The organism is Flavobacterium johnsoniae UW101 (genome assembly GCF_000016645.1).
In the GTDB taxonomy this organism is placed as follows: domain Bacteria; phylum Bacteroidota; class Bacteroidia; order Flavobacteriales; family Flavobacteriaceae; genus Flavobacterium; species Flavobacterium johnsoniae.
The window spans coordinates 1790642-1810772 of record NC_009441.1; the positions used below are offsets into that span (position 1 = coordinate 1790642).

At 34.5% G+C, this 20131-nt stretch carries 10 protein-coding genes; 3 read left to right on the forward strand and 7 right to left on the reverse strand.

The window, feature by feature from the left end:
* Nucleotides 1-22 precede the first annotated feature (22 nt).
* The 6 genes from FJOH_RS08045 to porU all read right to left on the reverse strand — a co-directional run bounded on the left by FJOH_RS08045 (nt 23) and on the right by porU (nt 10411).
* Complete coding sequence (locus tag FJOH_RS08045; RefSeq protein WP_012023627.1) at nt 23-1870, reverse strand: hydrolase/aminopeptidase; 1848 nt, start codon at nt 1868-1870, stop codon at nt 23-25.
* A gap of 94 nt (nt 1871-1964) precedes the next feature.
* Entirely contained in the window at nt 1965-3602 is a 1638-nt protein-coding gene (locus FJOH_RS08050; protein WP_012023628.1) for a pyruvate dehydrogenase complex dihydrolipoamide acetyltransferase, read from the reverse strand.
* A gap of 5 nt (nt 3603-3607) precedes the next feature.
* Complete coding sequence (pdhA, locus tag FJOH_RS08055; RefSeq protein ID WP_012023629.1) at nt 3608-4606, reverse strand: pyruvate dehydrogenase (acetyl-transferring) E1 component subunit alpha; 999 nt, start codon at nt 4604-4606, stop codon at nt 3608-3610.
* A gap of 160 nt (nt 4607-4766) precedes the next feature.
* Nucleotides 4767-5249 (reverse strand): cytidine deaminase, encoded by a 483-nt coding sequence (gene cdd / locus FJOH_RS08060; RefSeq protein ID WP_012023630.1) that lies wholly within the window; start codon nt 5247-5249, stop codon nt 4767-4769.
* Nucleotides 5250-5324: 75 nt separating this feature from the next.
* Complete coding sequence (porV, locus tag FJOH_RS08065; RefSeq protein WP_012023631.1) at nt 5325-6533, reverse strand: type IX secretion system outer membrane channel protein PorV; 1209 nt, start codon at nt 6531-6533, stop codon at nt 5325-5327.
* A 41-nt stretch (nt 6534-6574) separates the two neighbouring features.
* Entirely contained in the window at nt 6575-10411 is a 3837-nt protein-coding gene (gene porU / locus FJOH_RS08070) for a type IX secretion system sortase PorU (RefSeq protein ID WP_012023632.1), read from the reverse strand.
* Between the two features lie 213 nt (nt 10412-10624).
* Here porU and gldJ point away from each other — a divergent pair, with 213 nt between their 5' ends.
* The gene (gene gldJ, locus FJOH_RS08075; RefSeq protein ID WP_012023633.1) at nt 10625-12310 is read left to right on the forward strand and encodes a gliding motility lipoprotein GldJ; all 1686 of its coding nucleotides are present in this window, start codon (nt 10625-10627) and stop codon (nt 12308-12310) included.
* A 113-nt stretch (nt 12311-12423) separates the two neighbouring features.
* Nucleotides 12424-13710 carry a UDP-N-acetylmuramoyl-tripeptide--D-alanyl-D-alanine ligase gene (locus FJOH_RS08080; protein WP_012023634.1) on the forward strand — a complete coding sequence of 429 codons (1287 nt, stop codon included), beginning with the start codon at nt 12424-12426 and terminating at the stop codon, nt 13708-13710.
* 34 nt (nt 13711-13744) lie between these two features.
* On the opposite strand, the gene FJOH_RS08085 is transcribed toward FJOH_RS08080, so the two are convergent.
* Nucleotides 13745-16624 (reverse strand): triple tyrosine motif-containing protein, encoded by a 2880-nt coding sequence (locus FJOH_RS08085; protein WP_012023635.1) that lies wholly within the window; start codon nt 16622-16624, stop codon nt 13745-13747.
* A gap of 344 nt (nt 16625-16968) precedes the next feature.
* Between FJOH_RS08085 and FJOH_RS08090 the strand changes: the two genes are divergently transcribed.
* Nucleotides 16969-20118 carry a SusC/RagA family TonB-linked outer membrane protein gene (locus tag FJOH_RS08090; protein ID WP_012023636.1) on the forward strand — a complete coding sequence of 1050 codons (3150 nt, stop codon included), beginning with the start codon at nt 16969-16971 and terminating at the stop codon, nt 20116-20118.
* The last annotated feature ends 13 nt before the right edge of the window (nt 20119-20131 follow it).

The window sequence follows — 20131 nt, forward strand, 5'->3', positions numbered from 1 at the left end:
GACTGAATACTGAGACTGGAAACTATTTCACAACGCTTTCAAAAGCCTGAATTGTTGTAGCGTGATATCCAGATTTTGCTTTGTCAAAAATTTGTTTTGCCCAAGTTTTTCCTTCTGGAGTTTTGGCCATTTCTTTATACAGCATCATTACAGATCCGGTTCTGCTGCTTCCAATTAAAAATTGTTCAATTGCTGGATTTGCAGCTTTGTATTGATGACGGATTGCCTGAACAAACCATTGACGTTTAATGATGAAATTACCTCCGTTTGTAAAATTGAATTCTTTGTCAATCGCTTCCATTTCTTTTGCCGTAATATCATCAGGAAGATGATCAATAAAATGTTGTTTTTCGGCTGTTGTAGTAATTTTTTTGCTTAAACCTGCAACACCTGTTTCTCTCCAGCTTTTTTGGATAGCGTCAATAGCGTCAAAATCTGCAGAACTTACAGGAGTTATGTTTGAAGGAATTCCGGGTTTGTAAATCCAGTCTTCCAGTTTTATTTTATCAGCCAGTGCTTTGTCGCCTTTGATAAGGTTTTCGTTGATGTATTTTACGAAATCTTCTGTTGTAATTGATTTGAAAGCGTGTGCATCAAAATAATTTTTAATGAAAATATCAAATTTTTCACGGCCTACAGCATCTTCAATAACTCTTAAAAACGCATAACCTTTTACATAAGGAATCATGCTGATTCCGTCGTCAGGATTTCTTCCTGTCAGTGAAACTTTAAGTCTGGTGTCTGGATTTGTATCGCCATACTCTGCTACATTATCAACAAGTTCTTTTCGTGTGATAACGTTTTGCATTTCAAATTCTTTTTTGCCAAAAATAGCTTCTCCAATACGGTGTTCTACATAAGTTGTAAAACCTTCGTTTAACCAAATGTCATCCCAAGTTGCATTTGTAACCAGGTTTCCGCTCCAGCTGTGGCCTAATTCGTGTGCTAACAAACTTGTTAGAGATCGATCTCCTGCAATTACTCCAGGAGTTAAGAATGTTAAGTTTGGATTTTCCATACCGCCGTAAGGGAAACTTGGAGGTAAAACTAAAACATCGTAACGTCCCCAACGGTAAGGTCCGTATAATTTTTCGGCCGCAACCACCATTTTCCCGAGTTCAGCAAATTCCCATGCCGACTTTTTCAGCATTGATGGTTCTGCATATACTCCGGTTCTGTTGTCAATTGCCTGAAATTCAATATCTCCAACTGCAATTGCCATTAAGTAAGATGGAATTGCTTTGTCTTGTTTAAAGGTATAAACTCCTGTGTCGTTTTTTTTCTGCGGATTTACAGCGCTCATTACAGCTAACAGATCTTTGGGAACGGTAACTTTTGCATTGTAGGTAAAACGAATTCCTGGTGAATCCTGACAAGGAATCCAGGTTCTTGACCAAACGCTTTCTCCTTGTGAGAATAGAAAAGGTTTCTTTTTATCGGCAGTTTGTGCAGGTGTTAACCATTGTAATGCAACAGCATCTTTAGTTGTGCTGTAATAGATATTTACTTTGGTTGTATTTGGTTCGATTGTAACATGAAGTGGTTTTCCGTGAAACTCAACATCTTTTCCAAGTTCGAATTTGGTTTCTTTTTCGTCGTCGCCTAAAGTTACTTTGGTAATGTTTAGTGTGTTTTCGTCGAAAATAATTTCATTTCCTTTACTGATATTGTCAATAGTCCAGGAAGCTTTTCCTGAAATTGTCTGTGTATCAAAATCAACTTTAATGTCAAGATCAAGATGCTTTACTACTGCAAGTTCTGGTTTAGAGTAGCTGTGTTCATCTGTAACAACTGTTGTTTTTTCTGTTTGTTCCTTTTTCTGGCAGGCAATTGCTGTAAGAAATAAGATTAGAAAGGTTAGTTTTTTCATTTTGTGAAGTTATTGGATTTGAAGAGGGAAATTAAATAAAAAATCCCGTCCCGAAAAACTTCGGGACGGGATTTAATTATAAAATTAACAAAGATTACGCCAGCATAGTAACCGGGCTTTCGATGTATTGTTTTAATGTTTGTAAGAACTGAGCTCCAGTTGCTCCGTCGATTGTTCTGTGGTCACAAGCTAATGATAACATCATTGTGTTTCCAACTACGATTTGACCGTTTTTAACTACTGGTTTCTCAACAATTGCACCTACAGAAAGGATTGCAGAGTTTGGCTGGTTGATAATTGAATTGAATTCAGTAATACCAAACATACCCAGGTTAGATACTGTAAAAGTACTTCCTTCCATTTCTTGTGGTCCCAATTTTTTGTTTTTAGCTCTTCCGGCAAGATCTCTTACTGAACCGCCAATTTGAGATAAACTCATAGCGTCAGTAAATTTCAATACAGGAACTACTAATCCGTCTTCAACAGCTACAGCAACACCAATGTTTACGTGGTGGTTGATGATGATAGCATCTTCTTTCCAAGTAGAGTTGATTTTTGGGTGTTTTTTCAATGCTAAAGCACAAGCTTTGATTACCATATCGTTGAAAGATACTTTTGTATCCGGAACGCTGTTGATAGCAGCTCTTGCCTGCATTGCTTCGTCCATACTTACTTCGATCACTAAGTTGTAGTGAGGCGCAGTGAATAAAGATTCTGAAAGACGTTTTGCAATGATTTTACGCATTTGAGAGTTTTTGATCTCTTCTGTGTAAACTTCTCCGGCAGGAACAAATACTTTTGGTGCAGCAGGAGCAGATGCTTCTTGTTTAGCAGCAGGTGCAGAAGCAGCAGTTTGTGCTTGAGCAGATGGAGTAAAGTTTTCGATATCGCTTTTTACGATACGTCCGTTTTCTCCAGATCCTTTAACCTGGCTTAATTGGATTCCTTTGTCAGAAGCGATTTTTTTAGCTAAAGGTGAAGCCAAAATTCTTCCTCCGTTTGAAGTTTCAGCAGCAGCTTCTGGTGCTTTTTCAGCAGCAGGTGCAGCTTTTTCTTCTGCAGCAGGAGTACTTGCAGTTGCAGCGCCTCCAGCAGTATAATTTTCAGCAATTCCAGAGATGTCAGTTCCTGCAGGTCCAATGATAGCTAATAAGCTGTCAACTGGTGCAGTATTTCCTTCCTGAATTCCGATGTATAATAATGTTCCAGCATTGAAAGACTCAAACTCCATAGTAGCTTTGTCTGTTTCAATTTCTGCTAAAATATCTCCTTCAGCTACTGTATCACCAACTTTTTTCAACCAAGTTGCTACAGTACCTTCAGTCATTGTATCACTCAAACGAGGCATAGTTACAACTACAACTCCTTTTGGTAATTCAGCTGCTTTTGCAGGAGCAGCAGTTTCAGTTTTTGCTTCAGCAGCAGGAGCATCCGCTTTTGGAGCTTCGGCAGCTGGAGCGTCACCACCAGCTAAAAGGGCAGAAATATCTTCTCCTTCTTTACCAATGATTGCTAATAATGAGTCAACCGGAGCAGTTTCTCCAGCTTGAATTCCGATATGTAAAAGAGTTCCTTCGTTAAAAGATTCGAACTCCATTGTTGCTTTGTCTGTTTCGATTTCAGCTAAGATATCACCTTCGCTTACTTTGTCGCCTACTTTTTTAAGCCAAGTTGCTACCGTTCCTTCCGTCATTGTATCGCTCAAACGAGGCATAGTTACTTTAATTGCCATAATTCTTATAATTTATGAGGTGTAAATGGATAGTCTTCTTGTGCGTATACTACATCGTATAATTGTTGTAAGTCTGGGTATGGAGATTCTTCAGCGAATTTCGCACACTCTTCAACTAAGTCTTTAACTCTTTGGTCAATTACTTCAATTTCTTCTGCTGTAGCATATTTTTGATCCAAGATTACGTCAAGAACCTGCGTAATTGGGTCGATTTTTTTGTACTCTTCAACCTCTTCTTTAGAACGGTATAATTGTGCATCAGACATAGAGTGTCCTCTGTAACGGTACGTTTTCATTTCAAGGAAAGTTGGTCCGTCTCCACGGCGAGCTCTTTCGATAGCTTCGTGCATTGCTTCAGCAACTTTTACAGGGTTCATTCCGTCAACAGGTCCGCAAGGCATTTCGTAACCTAAACCTAATTTCCAGATGTCAGTGTGGTTTGCAGTTCTTTCTACAGAAGTTCCCATTGCATAACCATTGTTTTCAACGATAAATACAACTGGAAGTTTCCATAACATAGCCATGTTGAAAGCTTCGTGAAGAGAACCTTGTCTAGCAGCTCCGTCACCAAAGTAAGTCATGGTAACACCGCCAGTATTGAAATATTTATCTGCAAAAGCAATACCAGCTCCTACAGGAATTTGAGCTCCTACGATTCCGTGTCCACCGTAAAAACCATGTTCTTTAGAGAAAATGTGCATTGAACCTCCCATGCCTTTAGAAGTTCCAGTTGCTTTTCCTAAAAGCTCAGCCATTACGTTTCTAGGATCAACTCCCATACCAATTGGCTGAACGTGGTTTCTGTAAGCAGTAATCATTTTGTCTTTAGTCAAGTCCATAGCGTGCAGTGCACCCGCTAATACAGCTTCCTGACCATTATATAAGTGTAGAAAACCTCTAACTTTTTGTTGAATGTATAATGCTGCAAGTTTGTCTTCAAACTTTCTCCAAAGCAGCATGTCCTCATACCACTTTAAATATACCTCTTTTGTAACTTCTTTCATCTGAATTCTTTCTTTTGCTAAAGTTGTTTGTGTTATCGATTATTGTTGCCTGTAACGCAAAATAGTTTCCTCCCACAAATTTGCGCCCGAAAGGTCGGGATGCAAAAATAAGACATTACATTTAAGAACTAAAATTAAAACGATACTTTTTGGCTTTTTTTTACAAGAACTTTTTATCAAACATAAAAGGCAGTAAATTTTTTAGGGATGCTGATTTGTAAACTTCACCTATTTCACCCATAAAATAAATTTCGATAGGGGTGTCTTGTTTGATTTCATATTCTGCAATCGACTGACGGCAAGAACCGCACGGCGGAATTGGTGCCTGAGTTTGATTTGTGTCTGAAGCTGCAGTAATTGCCATTTTTAAAATTTTAGCTTCGGGATAAATACTTCCGGCATAAAAAATGGCTGTCCTTTCTGCGCATAAACCTGACGGATATGCGGCGTTTTCCTGATTAGATCCTAGAATTACTTTTCCATTATCGAGAAGTAAGGCGGCTCCAACTCTAAATTTTGAATAAGGAGCGTATGCTTTTTTACGAATTTCGATGGCTTGATTCATTAAATCCTGAACATCCTGAGAAAGCTCATTGATGGTGTCGTAAATAGTGAATGACGATGTAATGCTTATTTCTTTCATTTTATTTTGAGGAAAAAAAATCCAAATTTCTAAAATGCAGAAATTTGGATTGTTAGTTTTCTTTATGTTTTTTATTTAGTACGTTTCGTATTTGTCGCCAAAGTTAAAGGTTAAAGAGAAACGAAGTGTATTTTCTAAAGGATTTTTAACTTTTGATGCAGAGAATAAGTATGAAACATCAACTTTTATCATGCTGTATTTAAATCCTGCTCCTAAAGAGAAGAATTGTTTAGCTCCTTTCATAGGGCTTTCGTGGTAGTATCCTAAACGCATTGCAAAAGCATCCTGATACATATATTCTGCAGCAGCGCTATAGGTGATTTCTTTTAATTCTTCGCTGAATCCGCCCGGAGCATCTCCAAAAGATTTGAAAATTCCAGATACCCAGCCAATATCTTTGTATTTTTTATAGTTTGCTTCGTCAGCCTGACTCTGTGAAATATCACCCGGATCAGTAAAGTCACCGTCTCCGTTAGCATCGTAAGGTGTTCCAGGTCCCGGAGGAGTTGGTACTAAAAGTTTTGTAAGTTCAAGGCTTACTCCAAGTTTGTTGTAATCATCAAAAATAAAATCAAAACCTCCACCAACTCTTAAATTAGCCGGTAAAAAGTTGGCGCTTAAATCGTCATGGTCGTAGCTTATTTTTGGTCCTAAATTCTGGATATTGAAACCAGCTCTCCATCTACCATTAAAGTCAGAATAAGCGATTTCTTCTGATTGATAAAATCCGGCAACATCTACAGCAAAAGAACCTGCTGCTGATGCATCAATTTCTTCGGTTGCTACTTTTAAATTAGAGCGAATATATCTTGCTGCAACTGCCATAGAGAATGTTTCGCTTAATTTTAATGAATAAGATCCGTCAAGAGCAAATTCATTTGGATTTACTTCTCTTGTAGGTTCGTTAGGATCTCCGGTTTGTCTCAGTTCAATTCCTCCAAAACCAAAATAACGGAAACTACCGGCAAAGGCGCTTCGGTCATTAATTTTGTTGTAATATGTAACCTGACCAAGAGAAATATCATTGGCAAGATCTGTTAAATAAGGAGTGTAGCTGATAGAAAGTCCCTGCGCATCTTCTGCAAAAGCATATTTGGCAGGATTCCATTGTTGAGAAAAAACATCTGAAGAAGTTGCAACACCCTGGTCTCCTAAACCAGCTGCTCTCGCATCGGCTGCTACTAATAAAAATGGTACTCCAGTTGTGATAGGGCGCTCAATATCTTGGGCTTTTGCGAATGTGGTAATTAATAGGCAAATTAATAGAAGCGATATTTTTTTCATTTGTGGGCGTAATGGTATTTATGTTACAAATATATACAATATTATAGAATGACAAGTTTTTCGTATTTTTCTGCTTTTTTATTTGTTAAATTAGATTTAACAGTAAGTTTATAGATATAAACTCCTTTTCCAATCCGGTCGCCAAAATCATCCCTTCCGTCCCACGTAATTTCTCTCGATAAAAAGCCTTCTGTTGTTATAATTTGATTTTTAGTCCAGACAATTTTTCCTGTAATTGTCATGACCTGAACCTGAACATCTAAAGGTTCATACGGTCTGTTGTGTGAAAACCAAAATTGGGTGTAAGTTGAAAAAGGATTAGGATAATTAAGAACGTGTGATAATGTTAATTCTTCATCTCCTACAACCACAAATTGTATTTCACTTGTTACGGGATTGTTGTAAACATCCCATGCTGTAAAGGTTATAGTGTGCAGTCCTGCAGATAAATTTCGCAGCGGGAAACGTAAATTTCCGTTTGTGTAATCATCTAATTTTGTTTGATAATAATCGTTCAAAATATAAGGATTGCTGGTATCGCCATCTAATACAGCTACAATATCATGACCAATTCCGCTGGCAGTATTAATACCATTTTCGTCTTCCAAAAAGGCTAGAAGAAACGGTGATGCATTTGTAATGCCGCCAGACACAAATGTTTCATCGTTCATATATAACTTAACTTTCGGACTTATATTGTCCTGAGGTGCATTTTCATTTATTCCTCCAATTTTAATAATAGTATTATAACCTGACTGATTTTCTAAAGCCTGGTTTTTCTTTGAATAAAAGCTGATTCTGCCGTTGTCTACCGGTATGCGTATGTCTCTTGGAACTACAAAACTAAATTCGAACTGACCATTGGTTACTGTTGCGTTTCCTCTAAATATGGTTTCTCCCAAAGTTTTAAATGACATTGCAGGGCTATATCCATCATTATTTAAGGTAGAAGAAGTAATCATTTTGTCGAAAATTGCTGTTGCCAATTCGCCGTTATAATTGCTTAAAAGAACATTGTTTTCATCTGTAATTTCACCTGAAATTTTAATTTTTGCCAATGATTTAAAGTCAGGAATTGGCTGCGAAATCACAATATCGTTTATTTTCGTTAAATTAATTCGGGGTTTTGGAATCGCCAGCATCAAAGCAGGGTCTCCAAGATATACTACAACATTGCTTGACGAACTCGGACTTTCGTTTTTAGATATTCTAAGAGATTCTGCAATGCTGTTGTATTGATTTGACCCGTACGAGAGCAGGTTTTTGTTTAGAATGTCATTAAAATTTTCTGCATTAGACTGACCAATTTCGCGAATCGTTGTCAGCATAGAAATAGCGCCTCCTTTTGGATTCCAAAATACATATTCTCCGGCAGTAGGTCTTGAAGGGTCGTCAAATCTTGAAAATTCACAGGTAATGGTTATAAATAACGGATATTTATATTGATTGTTTAAGTTTTGACCATCTGCTTTTTCCCATATTCTTTCGCTTGCCAAACCGTCTTCACCGCCGTGTCCCAGATAATTAAAGATTAATGCACCTTTTTCAAATGCGTTGAAAAAATCAGTTCGGGCTTTTGGATAACGAGCGCCTCCGGCAGAAGCTTCCTGAGTATAAGAATCCAAAAGAATTTTATCGACATTAAAAAAAGGTTTTTCGGCTGAGATTTTATCCGCTAAATTATTTTGACGTGTTTGTAACGTGGCGTCTGAAGCTCTGTCAGAATCATCACTTATTAAAACGACATTGTTTTTCCAGTTCCCGTATGATTTTGCGTCGTGATATTCTAAAACTTTATTGACTATTTCCTGAGCCTGTGTATTGTCTGAAACTAACATTCTCCCAACAGCAATGTCAATACCGCCAAAAGGGAAAGCTACAACACCTTCGTTAGAATCCATAAGACCAAAGAAATCATCAGAGGCAAATCCAGATTCGCCAACAGAGTTGCTTCTTAAGGCTTGATATATAGGTACAATATTATTGTTATTTGCAATTCGGTTTTTATAATCAAATGAAGCGTCTCCAAAAAGATTTAAATATTTTACTCTTTTATCTGAAGAAGAGGCATTATTATATATGTATCGAATGCAGTTTCTAATAGCTGCAATATCCTGTTTTCCCGAAGAAAATTCCTGATAGATGTTTTCAAGCGAAATTACTTTTACATTTAAATTAGAATTTGTGCGGTGAAAATTTGCGAGTCTTTCGGCTTGAGAACTTAATGATCTTGGCGTTACAATTACATAATCAATATCCTGAAAGTTGTTTTGGCTGTTTCTAAAAATAGTTCCTTTTAAGTTTTGATTGGTAACTTTAGATTGATTTTCTTTTAAAGGAGTATAGTAGTCAGACGCATCAATGGCAATATATTTTCTAATTTCTCCTAAAGAAGCTTTAAAGCTAAAAGAGGCTTGATTTGTATTCTCGATTTTTGATACATTATATAGGTCTGTAATATCCCAAATTTGAGAAATTCCTGCAGCGTTTCCAAAACTATAATTTACGATTCCGGTAGTTGAGCCTGCAAGATTGTATTGAAACTTAAATTGTTTTCCTGTTCCCAGTAGTTTTCTTTTGGCAGTAAGATTAATATAATCCAGATAACCTTTTGAACCCGGAACACCATTATTATTATAGGTAAGTTTAATTTTTATGGTTTCTGCACCAGTAAAGGTTGTGTTGTTTGGAAGCTTTTCGGTTAAATATTTAATATCAGAATAGGCTGTGATACTTCCAATATTAATTGTTCCTATATTTTGCCCATTTGCCGAAACTCCAAATGAAGTTGTAGTAAAAGCTGCTGAAGCTGCATTTAATTCGATTTTTACAGGTACTGTCGTATCAAGATTAGGGAAACTGAAGCTGAATTCCTGTTCTTGGTTGATGTCAAAAGATTCACCAAGCCATTGACGTCCCAGATGGGCGATATTGGTCTGGTCGATTTCGTGAAATTGATAGTCATCAAACGTGTTTAGCTCTAAAGTACTGTTTCCTGCAGGCTGGTTTAAGTTAGAAATCCTTTTGCCTTCATTTTCTCCAGAGGTTATATAATAATAGGATTTAGTATCATATAAATTAAGATTGGTTTGGTTTTCAGAGTCCCAATTTTCAACTCCTTCACCATAAAATAAGATATAATCTTCATTGTTAAACACGCCATCACTTTCACCGATGATCTGGATAGCATTTTCTTCTAAATCTTCCGGATAATAAACATTATTTGCCAGCGGGAGCATTCGTCCGCCGTTTCCGTAAATTTTAATTCTTTTGGGATCAGTTTTGCTTGGATCAAATCCCAGACTTTGTAAAAAAGATTTGGAAATCCTGTAAACGCCTGATTTTTCAATATAAAAGCGATACCAATCACCGGAAGCCAAAACAGAATTTGAAATCGCAGCCGATTTTTGAAATGTAGAAGAGCTGCTGGTTCTGGCTGTTGTATTTTGAATTGAGTATGAAAATGACTTAACACGTTTAAAGCTGCTGCCTTCTTTAATTATAGGTGAAAGAAACAGAAAAGCCTGCTTTATATCTCTCGAATTTGTAATTTTTAACGTTTCATTAAGCTTATCGGGAATGTTTTCAAGTAGTAAATCGCCTAATTCTGCTTTTGAAACTGCTTCATAATTTACACTGGTCAACGTAGCTAAACTGCCGTTTGAAATGTTAGATTGGTTCAGATTAAGCAGTAATGTTATGCTTTTTTTTGTAATGTCGAAGCGGAAACCATCTCCTGAAAAGTATGGAATTGTGATTTTACTCTCGCCGTAATTTATCTCTTTTTTATTTTGCCAATCTATCGTGAAGCTCCCATTTATCTGAGAAAATGAGAGTATTGGCAGTAGTATAAAGTATGCGATCAGGGCTTGTTTCATTGGTTTCAAAAACGAAATTTAATCAAAAAAAAATTAGTAAGTAAAAATATAGTATTTCATGTTACAGTAAATAATAAAAAGTATATTTTTGCGTTCGTAACTATAGGTTATTTTCTGGTAAAAAACAGCTAAATAAAATTATTAGAACAGATGTTGCTAATTAAATGTTAATTATTATATTGCAGCACCTAAATTTATCACCTAAGAATGAGTATGAAAGTAAACAAAATTGTAGTCTTGCAATTAATGATGTCAATGGTATTGATGTTGGGCACGGCTAGTTGTAGCAAAAAATCGAGTTCGAGTCACGCTTCAAGAGCAACTGGCTGGGATGTAGATAGTCAGAATGGAACAGCTGCTAGAAATGCTGGGAAAAAACAACAGGCTGGACCTGGATTAGTTTTTGTTGAAGGAGGTACGTTTACTATGGGTAAAGTACAGGATGATGTTATGCACGATTGGAATAACACACCAACTCAACAACACGTTCAATCATTCTACATGGATGAAACCGAAGTTACTAATGGTATGTACTTGGAATACCTAGAGTGGTTAAAGAAAGTTTTCCCACCAACAGAAGAAAATTACAAAAATATTTACGAAGGAGCATCTCCTGATACTTTAGTATGGAGAAATCGTTTAGGCTATAACGAAACGATGACTAACAACTATTTAAGACACCCATCTTATGCTAACTATCCTGTAGTTGGTGTTAACTGGATTCAAGCTGTTGAATTTAGTAAATGGAGAACAGACCGTGTAAACGAGGCTGTTTTAGAGAAAAATGGTTATCTTAAAAAAGGTGCTAAAACAAATGATGTAACTGCTGAAAGTTTATTTAACACTGAAGCTTACGTTGCATCTCCATCTACAACTTATGGTGGAAATGAAGAATTAGTATTAAAGAAAAACCCTAACGGAAGAAGACCAAAAGCTGGAAAAGACGGTGTTGTTCCTGAAGAGAAAAACGTATATGCACAACGTTCTTCTGGTATCATTTTACCAGAATACAGACTTCCTACTGAAGCAGAATGGGAATATGCAGCAGCAGCTGATGTTGGACAAAGAGAATACAATATTTACAAAGGACAAAAGAAATATCCTTGGTCTGGAGATTACACTCGTTCTAACAAACGTAAAAACAGAGGTGATCAATTGGCTAACTTTAAACAAGGAAACGGTGATTACGGTGGAATTGCAGGTTGGTCTGATGACGGAGCTGATATCACAAATGCTGTGAAAAGTTATGCAGCTAATGATTTCGGTTTATACGACATGGCTGGTAACGTTGCAGAATGGGTTGCCGATGTTTACAGACCTATTATTGATAACGAAGCAAATGATTTCAACTACTACAGAGGTAACCAATATGCTAAAAACAAAATTGGTAAAGACGGTAAAATTGAAATCGTTTCTACAGCAACTATTAAGTATGACACTTTAAGTAATGGTAAAGTTGTTGCAAGAAACCTTCCTGGAGAAATTGCTCAGGTTCCGGTTGATGAGCAAGAAACTTACTTAAGAACAAACTTCAGTACAAGTGATAATATCAACTACAGAGATGGTGATAAACAATCTTCAAGATATTTTGACTTTGGAGATTCTGAGTCAGGATCAAAAGCTGATCAGGCAATGTACAACTCTCCTAAGCACAATATCACTACTGATAGTTTAGGTAAAATGATTAGAAAATATGATAACTCTAGTAAACGTACAACTTTAATCGATGATAAAGTAAGAGTTTACAAAGGAGGTTCTTGGAGAGACAGAGCTTACTGGTTAGATCCAGCTCAAAGAAGATACTTCCCTCAGGATATGGCAACTGATTACATAGGTTTCAGATGTGCAATGTCTAGAGTAGGTGCTAAAACTGAAAGAAGAAAATCACCAAGAAATTAAGATAAAGAAAATTTCATAAAAAATTCCAAATTCCAAAGCTGCATTTTCAGTTCGGAATTTGGAATTTTTTTATTGCTTTTTTCTACTTTTATAGTCTATAAAAAAGATATTAAATGAATATTCAGGAAATTCATAACTTGTTTTTGAAATGCCAATCTCTTTCAATTGATACAAGAAAAATTGAAAAAGGTTCTATGTTTTTTGCCATAAAAGGTGAAAATTTTGATGCAAATACTTTTGCTAAAGAAGCACTGGATTTAGGTGCATTATACGTTGTTATAGATAACGAATCTTATTTTATTGACGACAGAACTATCTTAGTTAATAACAGCTTAGAAACACTGCAGGAACTGTCGAAATTTCATCGTAATTATTTAAAACTTCCAATTGTTGCACTTACAGGAAGCAATGGTAAAACAACAACGAAAGAGCTTATTAATGTTGTTTTGTCTAAGAAGTTTAAAACAAAAGCCACTATTGGAAATCTGAATAATCACATAGGTGTTCCGTTAACGCTGCTTTCTTTTACAAAAGAAACTGAAATTGGAATCGTAGAGATGGGAGCTAATCATAAAAAAGAAATAGAATTTTTATGTGAAATTGCCCAGCCGGATTATGGCTATATAACTAATTTCGGGAAAGCCCATTTAGAAGGTTTTGGCGGCGTGCAGGGCGTTATTGAAGGGAAAAGTGAAATGTATCAATATTTGTTAAAAAACAATAAAACTGTTTTTGTAAATCTTGAAGATCCGATTCAGATAGAAAAATCAACCGGAATTAAAAACTTTACTTTTGGTGTAAACAAAGAATCTGCCGATTTAAAGATTAAAAACATTCAGGCAAATCCTTTTGTGGTTATAGAATATGAAGATTTTAAAGTAGAATCGCATTTAATCGGGCTTTATAATGCGAATAACATCAATGCAGCAGTTTCGATAGGGAAATATTTCAATGTAGAAGATGCTTTAATAAAAGAAGCTATCGAGAATTATATTCCGGCAAATAATAGGTCTCAATTGCTAAAAAAAGGTTCAAATGAGATTATTTTAGATGCATATAATGCAAATCCAAGCAGTATGGCTGTGGCGATTACTAATTTTCTGCAATTAGAAAATCAAAATAAAATAATGATTCTGGGTGATATGTTTGAACTTGGAAATGAAAGCCATGAAGAACATAAAGCTATTGTAGATTCTCTGTCTAACCAGAATAAATCAAAATGTTATTTGATTGGAAAATCATTTTATGAAAATAAGATTTCGAATGAAAATATTCAATTTTATGAAACATTTGATGCTTTCGCAGCTTATCTAAAAACAATTGAATTTAAAGATAATACGATTTTGATAAAGGGCTCCAGAGGAATGGCTTTGGAACGCACTTTAGATTATATCTCATAAAAAAAAGATCCGACATAAGTGTCGGATCTTTTTTTTAAATACTCATCAAGAAACCAATTAAGTTTTCTTTCTTATTCAGCCCTAGCTTTTTTCTAAGTCGGTAACGGGCAAGTTCGACACCGCCGCCAGAAATGTTCATAATTTCGGCAATTTCTTTTGTAGACATATTCATTAATAAATAAGTCGATAAATCGAGTTCTCTAGGTGATATTGTTGGATATTTCTCCTTTAAACGCTTTAAGAAATCAAAATGTACATTCTTAATGTGTTTTTCTAGATCTTTCCAGCTTTTGTCTGTATTTACTTCTTTTACGATGCTTTTGTGTAATTTGTTAAATTCAAATTTTGTAGAATCGTCTAGGATATTAGTATCAATGTCTTTTAATTTGTGGATAATGCCATTTAGTACCTTGTTTTTCTTAACAACCTGTAATGAGTTATTGACTAATTCTTTATCCTTTGCCAGAATTTTTATTTGAAGTTTGTCGTTTTTAAGCTTTTCAATTTCTTTTTCAAGTTCGTGCTGTTCGTACCTGATTTTGGATTCTTTTTCGAGGTATAATCTTCTTTGCTCAATAGTTTCGTAATATTTATTTTTTCTAATTTTAGATTGAATCCTGTTAGATATAATATAAACTGCCCCAATAACTAAAAAGAAGTATAAAAGATACGCCAGAAAATGGCGGTACCAAGGAGGTGAAATCGTAAATTTTACTTCGCTGATATCAGAAATGATTCCGTAGCTGTTTTTAGCTCTTATTTTCATAATATAGCTGCCTTCTCTTAAGTTTGTATATTCTTTTATAGCCACGGTAGACCAATTTCTCCAGCTTTCATCAAACGGTTCTAATTTATAAGAATACAATAGGTTTTCCTGATTTTCGTAAGTTGGAGACGAAAATGTAAATTTAACGTGATTAGAACTGTATGGCAGTCTGAATTCTTTAGAAACAGTTTTTAAGTTTCCAATTAATATAGTGTCTTTAGGAAATGAAAAGCTTTCAATAAAAGCCTTTGGTTTAGTTATAAACGAATTAGGTATTTTTGAGTCATAATGTGTTAAGCCGTCTGTTAATCCGATAAATATATTGCTTGGATCGATTGTGTTTACTGAAATATAATTGTTTACAAGGTTTCCGGTAAGATTTGAAAAAGGGGCTTGGTTTCGGGTAAAGCTGCCATTTTTGTTTTTTAATAAAACTCCCAGCGATTCGTTATATGAGTACCAAAGATTTCCATTTGAGTCTTCGATCAGAGTATTAATTACTGGGATATTCTCGAATAAAGCGCTGAGTTTTTTGTCTTCAAAAAATGATTCTTGTTCCTGAGAATATCTATAGAAATGATTTTTTGCCTGGAAGTAAATTTTTCTATTTATATACTGTAAGCTTTCGATTCCTTTGTATTTATCTGAAATTTGAGTGTGTTTTTTGATATGATCAAATCTTTTTAAATCGCTGGAAAGCGTCATTTGATATAAATATGGATCTTTTTTCAGCCATAGATAATTTTCATCTAATTCAATTTCAAATGTGTTTGTCGTTTCATCAAAACCTTCTACCTGATTAACATATTCAATTCCGTTTGGCCCATTTTTAAATATCGAAAAGCCATTATAGCTTTCACCTATTATATAATTATCATGGCCGGGAATGGCTTTAAAACCAAAATATCCTTTTGTGTCTAAAATTTTTGACACCTTATTGTTGTTTATTACTAAGGCTCCGCTGTTACTGGCACATAATAAAGTATTGTTTATTACCTGAACATTCCAGGCCTGAGCAATTGTACCTTCTACTTTATTAAAAGGTTCGTCTTTAAATGATTTATTCCAAGGATGATAAAATAATCCCTGATTGGTTGCTACATATAAATTTTGATTAAAAATTACCGAAGAATAGACGGTTCCTATATTATAGCTGTAATCGAAAAAAGTAAAAGGAGAGTTTTCATTGATAAATGTAATTCCATTATCAAGTCCAAGCCAGAGATTGTTTTTATTGTCTACAAATGAAGTTAAAATGGTATTATTTTGAAGGCCTTTTTGACGATTAAGATGCTGAATTATTTTTCCGTTTAAATCGCAGACGATAAATCCATTTAGAACTGAATTTAAAACTATAAATTTATTTTTAATTATACATCCGCCCAGCGATGTGTTTTTTTTGATGAAGTCATTTGCTTCCGTATTCCATGGCGTAACCGATTTCCCATCTGAAACAAAAAGTCCTTTTTCAAGTGTAGCCATTAATAGTTTGTTATTCGGAAGAGGAAATACAGACCATATTTCCTTATCATTAAAAACAGTTGAGCCTTCAATTGGTTTTAGTTTCTGGTTTTTGTATTCCAGAATTCCTAATACTTTATCCTGAAAATAAAGTTTATTATTTACTAAAAATGAAAATTGAAATTTATTGGGAGCATTAATATGTCTTAATTTATTGTTTTTGTAGAAAAACACTTTTGTAAATGACTGAAAAATTACCTCTCCTTTATATATATGTATTCTCCATATTAAATTGATATTCTTGTTAGTGCTTTTATCAATTAATTTTGAAAGAGAGTGATACCTTAAAACACCTTTTTGGTCGCTGTTAAAATATCCAAATTCATCATTTCCTCCCACAAAAATTTTTCCGTCTGAATCAATCTTAACACTTCTAATTGCAGTTCCGTTAGGTAAAGAATATTTATGCCAGGTTGATCCGTCAAATTGAATCAAGCCGCTGTTGTTGGCAAAGTAAATATTTCCATTTTTATCCTGATCTATATTCCAGTTTTGAGTTCCTCCTTTATATTCTGTTCTTTTATAATTTTTTATTTGAGGTAATCCAATATTTTTTACCTGCCCAGACAGCATATTTGACAGATGTATAAGTACAAACGTTAAAAAAAATGATTTTATGAATTTCATAATTTTATGAGAGTATTTTTATAAGAAATGTTTTGTTTTTTGATTTAATCTTAAATAACGGTGTTGTTAATCAGTACTTTTTCTTGATTTTTTCCTAGAAAAGCTAAAATAATTGTTTTTCAATAAATGTAGTGTTTATTTTTGTAATTAACATTTTAATAACATTCAATATTTTTTATTTAAAATATTAAAAATCAGTTTTTTATAAAAAAAATGATGTGTTTTTGTAATGTATAAAAATTTAGTTTGATGTGTTTTTGTAATGAAATTTAATTACCAATAGTAAAAATTTAACTTTATTATTGCATCAAATTACTAATTAATTAACCAAAATTTTTAGAAAAATGAAATTAACAAAATTACTTATCTTTTGTGTTTCATCTCTATTGTTCTCAGTTATCGCAATGGCACAGGATGTTACGGTAACCGGAACTATTAATGATGAAAGTGGAATGCCCGTCCCGGGAGCAACAGTTTTAATTAAAGGAACAAATAAAGCTACAGCTTCTGACTTTGATGGAAAATTTCAGATCAATGTTCCTTCTAATGGAACTTTAACAATTAGTTTTGTTGGATACGTTACTGTACAGGAAGCAGTAAATGGAAGAAACAAAATAAGTGTAAAACTTCAGCCGGAATCTCAAAACTTAAATGAAGTTGTTGTTGTAGGATACGGAGTTCAAAAGAAAAGCGTTGTTACAGGAGCAATTTCTAGTGTAAAAGGAAAGGATTTAGAAAATCTTCCAATTACCAGAATTGAGCAGTCTTTACAAGGTAGAGTTTCTGGGGTTTCTATTGCAGCAAATGCTGGTCAGCCAGGTTCTGCTTCTACAATTAGAATTCGTGGATTTACTACATTAAACAATAATGATCCTCTATGGGTTGTTGATGGTGTTGTGGTAGACAACGGTGGTATTGGTTATTTGAATCAATCAGATATTGAATCAATCGAGGTTTTAAAAGACGGTGCTTCTGGAGCTATTTATGGTTCTCGTGCAGCAGCAGGGGTTATCATTGTTACTACTAAAAAAGGTAAAGCAGGAAAAATTTCTGTAAACTATACTGGATTTGCAGGTACATCTCAGGCAGCAAAGAAGATCGATTTATTAGATGCTTCTCAATATGTAACAATCATGAACGAAGCGTATACTAATGGAGGTAAAGCGCCATTGTTTCCAACTGTTAATGGAAGCGGCCAGCCTATAAATTATGGAAAAGGTACAAATTGGCAGGATGCTATTTTTAACAATCATGCACAGCGTTATTCTCACGAATTAAGCTTCAGCGGAGGTAATGATGTTTCTACATTCTATATGTCTTTTGGTATTACAGATCAGGAAGGTATTGTTACTACAGATATTTCTAATTACACAAGAAAAAATATCCGATTAAACTCTAATCATAAAATTGGAAAATTCATTAAAGTTGGTCAGACTTTAGGATATTCTAATGAAAAAACGATCGGAATTGGTAATACAAATGACGAATTTGGAGGACCGTTAGCATCTGCAATCAACTTAGATCCGTTGACTCCAGTTATTGAAACTGATCCTTCTAAAACAGGTCCAGGTTCAATTTATGCTAATCCAAATACTCTAAAAGATGCAAATGGTCATTACTATGGTATTTCTACTATTGTAACACAGGAAAACACAAACCCATTAGCATACACGCAGACAAGATTAGGAAATAATGATTTTGCAGAAAATTTTGTTGGTAATGTTTTTATTGAAGCAGAGTTATTGCCAGGTTTAAAATTTAAATCTTCTGCTGGTGCAAAATTAGCTTATTATGGTTCTGACAATTTTACTCCAGTTTTCTACTTAAACGGAGCTACAAAAAGAGATAAAAATGAATTGTTCAGATCATACAAAAAATCATTCAGCTGGAACTGGGAAAACACTTTAAATTATACTAAGAAATTTGGTGATCACAATTTCAGTATCTTAATTGGTAAAGGTACTTATGTAGATGGTATTACATCAGGTAACGATGCTACTTACCAAGGAATTCCAGCAACTACTCATGACGAAGCTTCTTTCAATGTAGATATCCCATTGGCTGATAAATTTGTTAATGCTTATAATTCAACAGCAGTTGAGCACAGAGTAGAGTCTTTATTCTCAAGATTAAATTACGATTATAAAGAAAAATATATTTTTACAGGTATTATTCGTCGTGATGGTTCTACACGATTTGGACCAAACCACAAATACGGAACTTTCCCTTCAGTATCTCTTGGATGGGTACCATCTAAAGAAGGATTCTGGAAAGAAAATAATGTTGTAACTAGTTTAAAAATTAGAGGAGGTTATGGTGTAACAGGAAATGACTCTTCTCCTGATTTCTTATACCTTTCAACTATTGGTAACAAAAGAAATTATACTATTGGAGGAACACCAGTTCCAGGACAAAGCCCTAACGCTATTCCAAACCCTGATTTGAAATGGGAAGAAACTAAACAAGCAAACATTGGTTTTGAAAGTACACTTTTCCACGACTTCAATTTAAGTGTTGACTTATTTAACAAAAAGACATCAGGTATCTTAATGAAAGTGCCAATTCCTGGATATGTTGGAGCAAGTGGTGATACTTATGCCAACTTAGCAGATATGGAAAATAGAGGTGTTGATATTGAATTAGGATATCGTAAAAAAATTGGTGCATTGAATCTTTCTGTAAACGGAAACTTCTCTTACATCAAAAATGAAATCACTTATATTGATAAAGGAGTGAATTTTATTGCAGGAGATGAAACAGTACAATCGACTTCTTACGAAATCAACAGAACTCAGGTTGGTCAGGCTTATAACTCATTTTACGGATTTAAAACAAACGGTATTTTCCAGACTCAGGCAGATATCGATAATTACAAAAATGCAGCAGGTGTAGTAATCCAGCCAAATGCTAAACCAGGAGATTTCCGTTGGCAGGATTTAAACGGAGATGGTAAAATTGACGGTAACGATAGAGATTTCTTAGGAACTTCATTACCTAAATTTACTTACGGTTTAACTTTAAACTTAGACTATAAAGGATTTGATTTATTAGTTTTTGGTCAGGGAGCTGGCGGAAACATGATTTATCAAGGATTACGAAGATTAGATATTACAAATGCGAACTACCAGACAGAAGTTTTAGGTCGTTGGACAGGACCAGGATCAACAAATTCTTATCCTAGAGTTACTGTTGACGATACAAACAAAAACTTTAGTAATCCATCTGATTTTAATTTACAAAAAGGTGATTTCTTCAGATTCAAAACAATTCAGTTTGGATATTCATTCCCACAAGAATGGATAAACAGTATTTCATTAACAAAAGTAAGACTGTACCTAACTGGAGAAAACTTGTTTACGATTACAAAATACACTGGTTTTGATCCAGAAATTGGAGGACCTACTACAGCTGGAATGAACAATGTACAAGGTGTTGACAGAGGATACTATCCTCAGGCAAAATCGTACATGTTAGGAGTTAATTTGCAATTTTAATTAAAAAAATAAA